12 protein-coding genes and 3 tRNA genes are annotated in these 12,453 nt (G+C 71.9%); 7 read left to right on the forward strand and 8 right to left on the reverse strand.

Annotated features, from left to right (window positions below; translation table 11 throughout):
- Positions 1-29: 29 nt before the first annotated feature.
- Together ACLGIH_RS17490 and ACLGIH_RS17495 are read left to right on the forward strand one after the other, a co-directional pair.
- On the forward strand, positions 30-1,601 hold the full coding sequence (locus tag ACLGIH_RS17490; RefSeq protein ID WP_416526178.1) for a N,N-dimethylformamidase beta subunit family domain-containing protein: 1,572 nt from the start codon (positions 30-32) through the stop codon (positions 1,599-1,601).
- Positions 1,602-1,670: 69 nt separating this feature from the next.
- Positions 1,671-2,579, forward strand: coding sequence for a phosphoribosylaminoimidazolesuccinocarboxamide synthase (locus ACLGIH_RS17495; RefSeq protein WP_416526179.1), 909 nt, complete (start codon positions 1,671-1,673; stop codon positions 2,577-2,579).
- Between the two features lie 51 nt (positions 2,580-2,630).
- Here ACLGIH_RS17495 and ACLGIH_RS17500 read toward each other — a convergent pair.
- The 8 genes from ACLGIH_RS17500 to ACLGIH_RS17535 form a co-directional block, all read right to left on the reverse strand.
- Positions 2,631-2,703, reverse strand: a tRNA-Gly gene (locus ACLGIH_RS17500).
- Between the two features lie 23 nt (positions 2,704-2,726).
- Positions 2,727-3,341 carry a response regulator gene (locus tag ACLGIH_RS17505; protein ID WP_416526180.1) on the reverse strand — a complete coding sequence of 205 codons (615 nt, stop codon included), beginning with the start codon at positions 3,339-3,341 and terminating at the stop codon, positions 2,727-2,729.
- Complete coding sequence (locus ACLGIH_RS17510; protein WP_416529408.1) at positions 3,338-4,570, reverse strand: sensor histidine kinase; 1,233 nt, start codon at positions 4,568-4,570, stop codon at positions 3,338-3,340. Before ACLGIH_RS17510 ends, ACLGIH_RS17505 begins: the two co-directional genes overlap by 4 nt.
- A 29-nt stretch (positions 4,571-4,599) precedes the next feature.
- Positions 4,600-5,415: an ABC transporter permease gene (locus ACLGIH_RS17515; RefSeq protein ID WP_416526181.1), complete on the reverse strand. Its 816-nt coding sequence runs from the start codon at positions 5,413-5,415 to the stop codon at positions 4,600-4,602.
- A complete protein-coding gene (locus tag ACLGIH_RS17520) occupies positions 5,412-6,380 on the reverse strand; it encodes an ABC transporter ATP-binding protein (RefSeq protein WP_416526182.1) in 969 nt (322 codons plus the stop codon). The genes ACLGIH_RS17515 and ACLGIH_RS17520 overlap by 4 nt, the downstream gene beginning before the upstream one ends.
- A 176-nt stretch (positions 6,381-6,556) precedes the next feature.
- Positions 6,557-6,629, reverse strand: a tRNA-Gly gene (locus ACLGIH_RS17525).
- An 80-nt stretch (positions 6,630-6,709) separates the two neighbouring features.
- A tRNA-Gly gene (locus tag ACLGIH_RS17530) sits at positions 6,710-6,781 on the reverse strand.
- Between the two features lie 114 nt (positions 6,782-6,895).
- The gene (locus ACLGIH_RS17535) at positions 6,896-7,213 is read right to left on the reverse strand and encodes a histone-like nucleoid-structuring protein Lsr2 (RefSeq protein WP_416526183.1); all 318 of its coding nucleotides are present in this window, start codon (positions 7,211-7,213) and stop codon (positions 6,896-6,898) included.
- Positions 7,214-7,552: 339 nt separating this feature from the next.
- On the opposite strand from ACLGIH_RS17535, the gene purS reads away from it, so the two are divergent.
- The 5 genes from purS to ACLGIH_RS17560 all read left to right on the forward strand — a co-directional run bounded on the left by purS (position 7,553) and on the right by ACLGIH_RS17560 (position 12,430).
- Positions 7,553-7,825 carry a phosphoribosylformylglycinamidine synthase subunit PurS gene (gene purS / locus ACLGIH_RS17540; RefSeq protein WP_184818923.1) on the forward strand — a complete coding sequence of 91 codons (273 nt, stop codon included), beginning with the start codon at positions 7,553-7,555 and terminating at the stop codon, positions 7,823-7,825.
- Positions 7,822-8,502 (forward strand): phosphoribosylformylglycinamidine synthase subunit PurQ, encoded by a 681-nt coding sequence (gene purQ, locus ACLGIH_RS17545; protein ID WP_416526184.1) that lies wholly within the window; start codon positions 7,822-7,824, stop codon positions 8,500-8,502. The genes purS and purQ overlap by 4 nt, the downstream gene beginning before the upstream one ends.
- Positions 8,499-10,811 carry a phosphoribosylformylglycinamidine synthase subunit PurL gene (gene purL, locus ACLGIH_RS17550; protein WP_416526185.1) on the forward strand — a complete coding sequence of 771 codons (2,313 nt, stop codon included), beginning with the start codon at positions 8,499-8,501 and terminating at the stop codon, positions 10,809-10,811. Before purQ ends, purL begins: the two co-directional genes overlap by 4 nt.
- 138 nt (positions 10,812-10,949) lie before the next feature.
- Positions 10,950-11,432, forward strand: a complete 483-nt coding sequence (locus ACLGIH_RS17555; RefSeq protein ID WP_416529409.1) for an ArsR/SmtB family transcription factor — start codon at positions 10,950-10,952, stop codon at positions 11,430-11,432.
- 164 nt (positions 11,433-11,596) lie between these two features.
- Positions 11,597-12,430: a M23 family metallopeptidase gene (locus ACLGIH_RS17560; RefSeq protein ID WP_416526186.1), complete on the forward strand. Its 834-nt coding sequence runs from the start codon at positions 11,597-11,599 to the stop codon at positions 12,428-12,430.
- The last annotated feature ends 23 nt before the right edge of the window (positions 12,431-12,453 follow it).

Here is a 12,453-nt window from a genome sequence, read left to right on the forward strand (position 1 = left end):
CACGGGGGCATGAGGGAGGGGAATGACCCATGGGGTCCGAGCAGGTCCGCCGCTGGGAGTCGGGAGCACTCGCGCACGCCGTGACGGACCCCTTCGGCCAGGGACCCGTGCCCTGGCTGCGTGGCGGGGAGACGTACTTCGGCGACGGCGGCCAGGTCGTCCCCTGGTACGTGGACCCGGACCACCCCGACCCGGACGCGGACGGCCCCGACACGGTCCCGCCCCGGGCCTCGTACGCGGGCGCCACGCCCGCGCCCGGCCGCACCGGCGCCGCCTCCCGCAGGCCCGGGGCGCCCCGCCGCCGATCCGACGGCGGTCCCCGCGCCGCGGACGACGTCCGCCTGCAGATCAAGGGCTTCACCTCCACGGGCGCCGCCGCTCCCGGCGAGGCGATCGACTTCCACGTCACCGTCGACCCGCCCCAGGAGTTCAGCGTCGACGTCTACCGGATCGGCCACTACGGCGGTGACGGGGCCGCCAAGATCACCACCAGCCCCCGGCTCTCCGGCATCGTCCAGCCCCCGCCGCTCACCGCCGACCGCACGGTCTCCTGCCACCACTGGTGGCTGTCCTGGCGGCTGCAGATCCCCTCGTACTGGAACGTCGGCGCGTACGTCGCCGTCCTCACCACCGCCGACGGCTACCGCTCCCACGTGCCCTTCACGGTCCGCGACGACCGCCCGGCCGACCTGCTGCTCGTGCTGCCGGACGTCACCTGGCAGGCGTACAACCTCTACCCGGAGGACGGCCGCACCGGCGCCAGCCTGTACCACGCCTGGGGCGAGGACGGCCGTCTGCTCGGCGAGGCCGACGCCGCCACCACCGTCTCCTTCGACCGCCCGTACGCGGGCGCCGGGCTGCCGCTGCACGTCGGCCACGCCTACGACGTCATCCGCTTCGCCGAGCGCTACGGCTACGACCTGGCCTACGCCGACGCCCGCGACCTGCACGCCGGCCGGGTGGACCCCGCCCGCTACCGGGGCCTGATCTTCCCGGGCCACGACGAGTACTGGTCCGCCGCCATGCGCCGCACCACCGAACTCGCCCGCGAGCACGGCACGTCCCTGGTCTTCCTCTCCGCCAACACCATGTACTGGCAGGTGGAGCTGTCCCCCTCCCCGTCCGGTGTCCCCGACCGCCTGCTGACCTGCCGCAAGCGCAAGGGGCCGGGCAAACCGGTGCTGTGGCGGGAGATCGACCGCGCCGAGCAGCAACTGCTCGGCATCCAGTACGCGGGCCGCGTCCCCGAGCCGCACCCGATGATCGTCCGCAACGCCGGGCACTGGCTGTGGGAGGCGACCGGCGCGCACGAGGGCGATGAGCTGGCGGACCTGGTGGCCGGCGAGGCCGACCGATACTTCCCGCGCACCCCGCTGCCCGAGCACGACGAACGGATCCTGCTCGCCCACTCCCCGTACACCGACGCGGACGGCGCCCGGCGCCACCAGGAGACGTCCCTGTACCGGGCACCGTCGGGCGCCTGGGTCTTCGCGTCCGGAACGTTCGCCTGGTCCCCGGCCCTGGACCGTCCCGGCCACGTCGACGCCCGTATCCAGCGCGCCACGGCCAATCTCCTGGACCGCATCTGCAAACGCGACTGACCCGCTGTCCGTGATCGTCCGGTCGTACGGGACAATCGACCCACTTGGACATAACCACGGGGAGGAACCGTGTCCGGATTCGTCGAAAAGCCCGAGCCGATCCAGGTTCCGGGCCTGGTGCATCTGCACACCGGCAAGGTGCGCGACCTGTACCAGAACGATGCGGGCGACCTCGTGATGGTCGCCAGCGATCGCATGTCCGCCTACGACTGGGTGCTGCCGACCGAGATCCCCGACAAGGGCCGCGTCCTCACCCAGCTGTCCCTGTGGTGGTTCGAGCAGCTCGCCGACCTGGTCCCGAACCACGTGCTGAGCACCGAGCTGCCCGCCGGCGCCCCCGCCGACTGGCAGGGCCGCACCCTGGTCTGCAAGTCGCTGCGGATGATCCCGGTGGAGTGCGTGGCCCGCGGCTACCTCACCGGCTCGGGCCTGGCCGAGTACGAAGAGTCCCGCACGGTCTGCGGCCTCGCCCTCCCGGAGGGCCTGGTCGACGGTTCGGAGCTGCCCGCCCCGATCTTCACCCCCGCCACCAAGGCCGAGGTCGGCGAGCACGACGAGAACGTCTCCTACGAGGAGGTCGCCCGCCGGGTCGGCGCCGACACCGCGGCCCGGCTGCGCCAGGCGACCCTCGCCGTCTACTCCCGCGCCCGGGACGTCGCCCGCGACCGGGGGATCATCCTGGCCGACACGAAGTTCGAGTTCGGCTTCGAGGGCGAGGGCGACGCGCACCTCGTCCTCGCCGACGAGGTGCTCACCTCGGACTCCTCCCGCTTCTGGCCGGCCGACCAGTGGCAGCCGGGCCGCGCCCAGCCCTCGTACGACAAGCAGTACGTCCGTGACTGGCTGACCTCGGCGGAGTCCGGCTGGGACCGCAGGAGCGAGCAGCCCCCGCCCCCGCTGCCGCAGCACGTGGTGGACGCCACCCGCGCCAAGTACGTCGAGGCCTACGAGCGCCTGACGGGCACCGGCTGGAGCTGACGGGCGGCAGACGGCAAAGGCCCCGGTCGATGACCGGGGCCTTTGATCCTGAGCGGACGACGAGGCTCGAACTCGCGACCTCAACCTTGGCAAGGTTGCGCTCTACCAACTGAGCTACGTCCGCGTTGCGCCGTGGCGCGAGAGCAACTATACCCAACCGCGCTCCCGCGCGAGACGCACCGCCGCATGACGGTTCTCCGCCCCGAGCTTGGTCACCGCCGACGACAGGTAGTTCCGCACCGTGCCCTCCGCGAGCGCCGCCCGCTCGGCGATCTCCGCGACCGGAGCGCCGTCGGCGGCCAGCTCCAGTACCTCCGCCTCCCGCGCGGTCAGCGGCGAGTCCCCGGCGGAGATCGCGTCGGCGGCCAACTCGGGGTCGACGTACCGGTTTCCGGCGTGCACCGTGCGGATGATCTCCGCGAGCCGCTGGGCGCTGACCGTCTTCGGCACGAACCCGCGCACCCCGGCCGCGAGCGCCCGCTTCAGGTGCCCGGGCCGCCCGTGCCCGGTCACGATCAGCACCCGGCAGCCGGGCAGCTCGGCCCGCAGGGATGTGGCGACCTTCACACCGTCCGCGCCGGGCATCTGCAGATCCAGGACGGCCACGTCCGGCCGGTGCGCCCGCGCCATCGCCAGCGCCTCCGGCCCGGTGGCCGCCTCGGCGACCACGACGAGGTCGTCCTCCAGCGCCAGCAGCGCGGCCAGCGCCCCACGGATCAGGTGCTCGTCGTCGGCGAGCAGCACCCGTACCGCATCGCTCACGACGAGACCTCCAGCACGGCCCCGGCGGTCAGCGGCACCTCGGCCACCAGCCGGAACCGGCCCCCGTCGGTCCGGCCCGCCTCCAGGGTCCCGCCCACCGCGGACAGCCGCTCGCGCAGGCCCGCCAGGCCCGATCCACCCGGTCCGGCGGTTCCGCCGCCCCCGGTCAGCCCGTCGTTCTCCACCGTCAGCACCACACTCCCCTTCGCCGTGCGCACCGCCACGGCGCACCGTTCCGCGTCCCCGTGCCGCAGCACGTTGGTGGTGGCCTCCCGCACCACCCAGCCGAGCGCGGACTGCACCTCGGCGGGCAGCCCGGCGGTCCCACCGGTCACCTCGCAGTCGATCCCCGCGGCCGTCAGCACACCGTGCGCCCCCGCGAGCTCGGCCTCCAGGTCGGCCTCCCGGTAGCCCCGTACGACGTCCCGCACCTCGCGCTGCGACTCCTGCGCGATGCGCTGCACCTCGATCATCTGCTCCACCGCCTCGGGCCGCTCCCGCCGGGTCAGCTGTACGGCCAGCTCGCTCTTGAGGGCGATCACGGCCAGGTTCCGGCCCAGGACGTCGTGCAGGTCCCGCCCGAACCGCAGCCGCTCCTCGGCGACCGCGAGCCGGGCCCGGTTCTCGCGGGCCTCGTCGAGTTCGTAGACGGCATTGAGCAGCCACACGGAGAAGACGGAGGCGAAGGCGAAGAATCCGGCCCCGATCAGGACGAAGCCCGCCGTGGCCAGCGCGGCGAGGCCGGGCCGGCCCAGCGCGAAGGACACCGACCCGGCCCCCACCGCGAAGCCGCCGACCAGCGCGATCACCCGCCGCCGGCAGCGCACCCCCAGCGCCATGGCGCCGGCCCCGAAGCTCAGCACGCCGCCGAAGACCCCACCGGCCGCGCCGTCGACCGCCTCGCCGGCCGGGCCGCGCTCCATGAAGGCGACGGCGCCGACGGCCAGGACCGCGGTGACGGTGCCGAGCACCCACAGCATCCGCACGGGCTGTGCCCGCCGGCCGCGGGTCCAGTCCAGCGCCCGCGAGGCGGTCACCATGCACAACGCGGCGTGCACCCCGACCAGCGCGACCAGCACGCTCGCGAGACCCACGTCCACCTGGCCGTACGCGGTCAAGCCGCTCGCGGCGAACTCGGTCACTCCGAAGAAGTGGTACGACCAGCGCGTGTACGTCTCCACCTTCTGCGGCGTGCTCTTCCGCCGCCACCACCGCTCCGGCCTGCGCATCTGCCCGCCCGCCCCGCTCTCCTCGTACGTCAGCGCCGCGGTTCCCAGCGGAACCACCGCCGTACAGCAAACACGGCGATCGCGGTCCAGGCCACCGCCGTCGCGAGGGCGCCCAGCGCCTCGTACGCCGACAGCTCTCCGGTCCAGCCGCCGCGCACCAGGGTGACGACGGGAGTCAGCGGCAGCAGCTCGCAGACGGAGGCCACCTTGTCCGGGAGCAGCTCCAGCGGGACGAACATGCCGGAGCCGATCATCGAGACGAACATCAGCGGCATGGGCGTGACCTGGGCGCTCTCGCCGGTGCGCGTGAAGCCCGAGGTGGCCGCGGCGAGGGCGCCGCACATCACGAGCCCCAACAGCAGGCCGACGACGGCCAGATGAGGCGCGGACGGCGCGGTCAGGTCGAGCAGGGCGGCGCATCCGGCCGCCAGCAGCAGGCATTGCAGCAGCCCGGTGGCGACGGCCGGCAACGCCGAGCCGGCCAGGATCTCGACGTCCCGCAGCTCGCCGGTGCGCAGCCGCTTCAGGACGAGTTCCTCGCGCCGGACGACGAAGACGCCGACGAGGGTCGAGTAGACGGCGAACAGCAGGGAGAAGCCGACCGCCGCGGGCAGGACCAGGGTGCCGACGGTCAGTCCGGCCTCGGCCAGGTCCATCTCCTCGGCCGCCGACAGCACGCTGACCGGCATCACCAGCGGCACGAACAGCCCGGCGACGAGCGCGCCCCTGCTCCGTCCGAGCAGCGTCAGTTCGGCGCGGGCGAGCGCCGTCATCCGGCTCATCGGCGTGGTGGCCGCCGCCTTCGGGGCGCGTGCCGCGGGCGCCTCGGTGTCGGTGACGCTCATGCCGCGTACTCCTTCGTCGTCTGTGCGGCCTCCGCCCCGGAGGCCTCCTTCGCGATGCCCAGGAACGCCTCCTCCAGGGACGCCGACCGCACGTCCAGGCGGCGCAGCTCCACCCGGGCCCGCTCGGCCCACACCAGCAGCCCGGTGGCCGCCCGCTGGAGTTCACGGGTGCGCAGCCGGACGGTCCGGCCGTCGGCCTCGTGCCCGGTCACGCCCAGTTCGGCGAGCGGCGGCAGATCGCCCACGAAGTAGCCCTCGGGCAGTTCGAAGGTGATCCGCGACGGCTGGGTGGCGGTCACCTCGGCCGGGGTACCGGTGGCGGCGATACGGCCGTCGTGCATGATCGCGAGCCGGTCGGCGAGTTGCTCGGCCTCCTCCAGGTAGTGCGTGGTCAGCAGCACCGTCGTACCGCCGTCGCGCAGCGCGCTCACCAACTCCCAGGTGCCGCGGCGCCCTTCGGCGTCCAGTCCGGTGGTGGGCTCGTCCAGGAAGAGCACCTCGGGGTCGCCGAGCAGCGCGAGTGCCAGGTCCAGCCGGCGCCGCTGGCCGCCGGAGAGCTGCTTGACCCGGACGCCGGCCTTCGACTCCAGCCCGACCAGCGCCAGCACCTCCGCCGGCGGGCGGGCCCCGGTCACACACCCCGCCCACATCCGCGCCGTCTCGGCGACGGTCAGTTCGGACGGGAAACCGCCCTCCTGCAGCATCACGCCGGTGCGCGGGCGGACGAAGGCCCGGTCGCTGTACGGGTCGTGTCCGAGGACGTGCACCCGTCCCCCGGCCGGGGCGGCGAGGCCCTCCAGCAGTTCGACGGTGGACGTCTTGCCGGCGCCGTTGGTGCCGAGCAGCGCGAAGACCTCCCCGCGGCGCACGGAGAAGGTGACCCCGCGCACGGCCTCGAACTCGCCCCCGTACACACGTCGCAGGTCGGTGACCTCAATCACGTGTTCGTGTCCGTTCGCTTCCATGCCCCCGAGCCTCCCGGCACGGCGGGCCCGGCTGCAGTGCGCGCTGTCACCACTCGGTATGACAAATGTCAGGCTCGGGCGCGGAGGAACGCGGGCACGGAGGGACGCGGGCGCGGAGAGGCTCGGGCGCGGACACGAAAAGACCCCGGTCCATCAGGACCGGGGTCTCATTCCCGAGCGGACGACGAGGCTCGAACTCGCGACCTCAACCTTGGCAAGGTTGCGCTCTACCAACTGAGCTACGTCCGCATTGCCCCCGACCGGCTCTCACCGATCGGTGCGGGCACCAGCCTACCTGATCCACAGGAGTGGTCCGGACGGCGATGCAGAGCGGGTGACAGGAATTGCACACTGCGCCTTCCCCCTGGAAGGGGGATGTTCTACTACTGAACTACACCCGCAAGCCCGTGAGCTGGGCTTTTCGGCCTCGCTCCGCGGCGTGCTCCAGACTTTAGCTGATCACCGGGGGTGTCACGCAAGTCGGTTGCCGCGCGGGGCTGCTGAGCGGCCGTCGGTCACTGCGCGGCGGCGAACGCCTCGTAGACCTTCTTGGGGATGCGCCCCCGCGCCGGCACCTCCATCCGGTTCGCCTGTGCCCAGGCGCGGACCGCGGCCGGGTCGGGGGCGATGTGCGTCTGCCGGTAGGCCTTGCCGGACCTCGACCGCTTGCGGCCGGCCTCCACGTAGGGCTCCAGCGCCTCGCGGAGTTTCCTGGCATTGGCTTCGTTCAGGTCGATCTCGTACATCTTGCCGTCGAGTCCGAAGGCGATCGTCTCCGCCGCTTCCGAGCCGTCGATGTCGTCAAAGAGAGTGACCACGACACGCTGCGCCACGAATATCGGTCCCTTCGTGCGGCAACTCCGCGATGACGTGCCAGGACGCCGCGAAGATGCCGACTGTTCGCCTGTTATTGGGCAAAGTATCGGCTATTGGCATTTCATTTGTACAGTGCTCGGCATTGCAATGGGAAGCCCGACTAAATCTCTCCGCGTGTCCGCCGCGCAATAGCCGTACCGGTGCGATGGAGGATCTTTCCCGAACCTTTTCGCCCAGGCCTCCGCCGATGCTGAATCGTGACAGGGGTCACGTACTTTCCTACAACACTACCCGCGTAGAATTTTTGTGCGGGTAGTCTGAAGGAACCTGCTCAGCACCACACACCGGGAGTGCCAGTGGCACGCGTCGTAGTCGACGTCATGCTCAAGCCGGAGATCCTCGACCCCCAGGGCCAGGCGGTGCAGCGCGCACTGCCGCGGCTCGGTTTCGAGGGGATCTCGGACGTCCGCCAGGGAAAGCGTTTCGAACTGGAAGTTGACGGGCCGGTCGACGAGGCCGCCCTCGCCCGCATCCACGATCTTGCGGAATCCTTCCTCGCCAACACCGTGATCGAGGACTTCACCGTCCGGGTCGAGGAAGCGGCGGAAGTCACGGAGGCCGTGAAGTGACCGCTCGTATTGGCGTCGTCACTTTCCCGGGCAGCCTCGACGACCGGGACACACAGCGCGCGATCCGCGTCGCCGGTGCCGAACCCGTGGCGCTCTGGCACAAGGACAAGGACCTCAAGCAGGTCGACGCCGTGGTGCTGTGCGGCGGTTTCTCCTACGGCGACTATCTGCGCGCCGGGGCCATCGCCCGCTTCTCGCCGGTGATGGACACCGTCATCGAGCAGGCGAAGGCCGGTCTGCCGGTCCTCGGCATCTGCAACGGCTTCCAGATCCTCACCGAGGCCCACCTGCTGCCCGGCGGCATGCTCGGCAACGACCACCTGCACTTCATCTGCCGGGACCAGAAGCTGCGGGTGGAGAACGCGGACACCGCCTGGACCGCCGACTACTCGGCCGGCCAGGAGATCCACATCCCGCTGAAGAACATGGACGGCCGCTACGTCGCCGACCGGTACACGCTGGACAAGCTGGAGGCCGAGGGCCGCGTCGCCTTCCGCTACCTGGACTTCAACCCCAACGGTTCGCTCAACGACATCGCCGGCATCACCAACGAGGCGGGCAACGTCGTCGGTCTGATGCCGCACCCCGAGCACGCCGTCGAGCCGCTGATCGGTACGGGCCGTACCGACGGCCTGCCGTTCTTCACCTCGATCCTCAAGAAGCTGGTCAACGCATGAGCCGCACGCCCACCCGTCTCCCACCGCCGCCCGACAACGAGGCCCTCCGGGCCGCTCCTTCCCGTCTGGACACGGTCGAGCACGCGGCCGCGACCCCCGACGTCGAGCTGCCCTGGGCCGAACTGGGCCTGAAGAAGGACGAGTACGAGCGGATCGTCGAGATCCTGGGCCGCCGCCCCACCGGCGCGGAGCTGGCCATGTACTCGGTGATGTGGTCCGAGCACTGCTCGTACAAGTCCTCCAAGGTCCACCTCCGCCAGTTCGGCGAGAAGGCCCCCGAGAGCGACGCCCTGCTCGTCGGCATCGGCGAGAACGCCGGTGTGGTCGACGTCGGCCAGGGCTACGCGGTCACCTTCAAGGTCGAGTCGCACAACCACCCGTCCTATGTCGAGCCCTACCAGGGCGCGGCCACGGGCGTCGGCGGCATCGTCCGCGACATCATCGCGATGGGCGCCCGCCCGGTCGCGGTCGTGGACCCGCTGCGCTTCGGCGCGGCCGACCACCCCGACACCAAGCGCGTCCTGCCGGGCGTCGTCGCCGGCATCGGCGGCTACGGCAACTGCCTGGGCCTGCCCAACATCGGCGGCGAGGTCGTCTTCGACGCCTGCTACCAGGGCAACCCGCTGGTCAACGCCGGCTGCATCGGTGTGATGCGGCACGAGGACATCCACCTCGCCAAGGCCTCCGGCGCCGGCAACAAGGTCATCCTGTACGGCGCCCGGACCGGCGGCGACGGCATCGGCGGCGCCTCGATCCTGGCCTCCGAGACCTTCGACGACGCCAAGCCGTCCAAGCGCCCCGCCGTCCAGGTCGGCGACCCCTTCCAGGAGAAGCTCCTCATCGAGTGCACCCTGGAGGCCTTCAAGGAGAAGCTGGTCGTCGGCATCCAGGACCTGGGCGCGGCGGGCCTGTCCTGCGCGACCAGCGAGCTGGCCTCGAACGGCTCCGGCGGCATGCGCGTCACCCTGGACGACGTCCCGCTGCGCGACTCCACGCTCTCGCCCGAGGAGATCCTCATGAGCGAGTCGCAGGAGCGCATGTGCGCGGTCGTCGAGCCGGACAAGGTCGACCGCTTCCTGGAGATCTGCGACAAGTGGGACGTCATCGCCACCGTCATCGGTGAGGTGACTGACGGCGACCGCCTGGAGATCTACTGGCACGGCGGCAAGATCGTCGACGTCGATCCGCGCACGGTGGCCCACGAGGGCCCGACGTACGAGCGCCCGTACGCCCGCCCCGGCTGGCAGGACGCCCTCCAGGCCGACGACGCGAACAAGCTGCCCCGCCCGGAGACCGGCGAGCAGCTCAAGGACCAGGTCCTGAAGCTGGTCGGCTCGCCCAACCAGGCCTCCAAGCAGTGGATCACCCAGCAGTACGACCACTTCGTGCAGGGCAACACCGTGCTGGCGATGCCGGAGGACTCCGGCATGATCCGCATCGACGAGGAGACCGGCCTCGGCGTGGCGATCGCCACCGACGGCAACGGCCGGTACGCCAAGCTCGACCCGTACACGGGCGCGCAGCTGGCCCTCGCGGAGGCGTACCGCAACGTGGCGACGACCGGCGCCAAGCCGCTCGCCGTCTCCGACTGCCTGAACTTCGGCTCGCCGGAGGACCCGGCGGTGATGTGGCAGTTCGCCGAGGCCGTGCGCGGGCTCGCCGACGCCTGTCAGCAGCTCGGCACCCCGGTCACGGGCGGCAACGTCTCGCTCTACAACCAGACGGGGGAAGCGGCCATCCACCCGACGCCGGTCGTGGCGGTCCTGGGCGTCATCGACGACGTCGCCCGCCGGACGCCGGCCGCCTTCCGGGAGGAGGGCCAGCTGCTGTACCTCCTCGGCGACACGCGTGAGGAGTTCGGCGGCTCGGCCTGGTCCCAGGTGGTCCACGACCACCTCGGCGGCCTGCCGCCCAAGGTCGACCTGGAGCGCGAGCGGCTGCTGGCCGAGATCCTGGTCTCCGCCTCCCGCGACGGCATGATCGACTCCGCGCACGACCTGTCCGACGGCGGTCTGGTCCAGGCGGTGGTGGAGTCGGCGCTGCTCGGCGGCAAGGGTGCGCGGCTGATCGTCCCCGACGGGCTCGACGCCTTCACCTTCCTGTTCTCCGAGTCGGCCGGCCGCGCGATTGTCGCGGTGCCGCGCTCGGAGGAGGTCCGCTTCAACGACATGTGCGGTGCGCGCGGCCTGCCCGCCACCCGCATCGGAGTGGTGGACGGGGACGCGGTTGAGGTCCAGGGCGAGTTCACCGTCACCCTGGACGAGCTGCGCGGCGCCCACGAGGCGACGATCCCGGCGCTGCTCGCGTAAGCGGCACACGCGCCGACGAGTCCCCGCCCGGTCCGCCGGGCGGGGGCTTCTTCGTGCCGCCACCGGTTGAACCGCCACCGGTTGAACGTAATTACGTACTTCCGTAATATCGAAGGTGTGGAACGGCTCGAACAGCGCGTGGCCGACCTCGAACGCCGCCTGGCGGCGCTGGAGGCGGCAGAGCGCACGGCACCCCGGCTCGGCGAGGGCGACTTCTGGGCCCTGGAAGGGCTGAAGGAACAGCTCGCGGAGCTGGGCGCGGCGGACGGCGGCGTCCTGTTCACGGGCGTCGTACGGCTGCCGGCCGGCGAGCGGTACGTCTGGCAGCACGGCACGCTGACCGAGGACCTGATGGACGCCGACTGGGCCGAGGCCGCCGAGGCGTTCGCGGCGCTCGGTCACCCGGTCCGGCTGCGCCTGCTGCGCGAGATCCTCGGCGGGCGGCGCACCGCCGCGGAGCTCGCCGAGCTGGACGAGGTGGGCACGACCGGCCGGATCTACCACCACCTGCGGCAGCTGACCGCCGCCGGCTGGCTGCACACCAGCGGCCGGGGACGCCACGAGGTGCCACCGGGCCGGATCGTGCCGTTGCTGGTGGCGCTGTCGACGGCCCGGCCCTGAACGGGAGACGCACGAGCGGGCCCGAGCACGAGCGGGCCTGAGCACGAAGCAGGACAGACCGAGCGGCGACGACACGACCGGTAACGACCACCACCGGTAACGACCACGACCGGCGACGGCACGACCGGCAACCACCACGAGCGGGACAGACCGAGGGGGACACGATGTCCGGACGCAAGCTCGCCATGACCGCCTTCCGATGCCTGATGATCGGGTTCTTCGTCCTGATCGCCGCGGACGTCGCCTTCGACCTGGCCCACCCCTGGTGGTGGGACTTCCTGCCCCTGCTCCTCGCCTTCCTGCTGATCACAGTGGTGAACCGCACCGGCGCCGACGCCCCCGCCGGCAAGCGGGCCGACCTCGAGCCCGTCGAGGTCACCCCGCCCGTGACCGGCCGCTGGTCCGCCCTGAACAGCCCGGCCGACCGCACCCCGAGCCATGGCACCCACGCCTACGGCCAGACCTACGCCATCGACATCGTCGCGGAGCCCGAGGACGGCGCCCGCCCCGGCTTCCGCGTCCTGTGGCCGCCGGTCCGGCCCAACCGTGACTTCCCGGCCTTCGGCGCCCCGCTCCTCGCGGTCGCCGACGCCACCGTCGTCCGCGCCACCGACACCCAGCGCGACCATCTCAGCCGCACCTCGCTGCCGGGGCTGCTGTACCTGATGCTGGTCGAGGCCGACGTGCGCCAGATGGCCGGGGCCCGCCGCATCGTCGGCAACCACGTGGTGCTCGACCTCGGCGACGGCACCTACGCGATGTACGCCCACGTCCAGCGCGGCTCGCTCGCCGTCCGGGAGGGCGAGCGGGTGCGCGCCGGGCAGCGGATCGCCCGCTGCGGCAACTCCGGCAACTCCACCGAGCCGCACGTGCACTTCCAGCTCATGGACTCCCCCGACCCGGACTCCGCCCGCGGCCTGCCCTTCACCTGGCGCGGCATCGGCGTGCCCCGCAACGGCGAGGTCTTCGAGGCGGCCGCCCCGACCGACGCCGCCTGAGCCCGTGCCCGAGCCGCATAGGC

Source organism: Streptomyces hamibioticus, assembly GCF_047946815.1.
GTDB lineage: Bacteria > Actinomycetota > Actinomycetes > Streptomycetales > Streptomycetaceae > Streptomyces.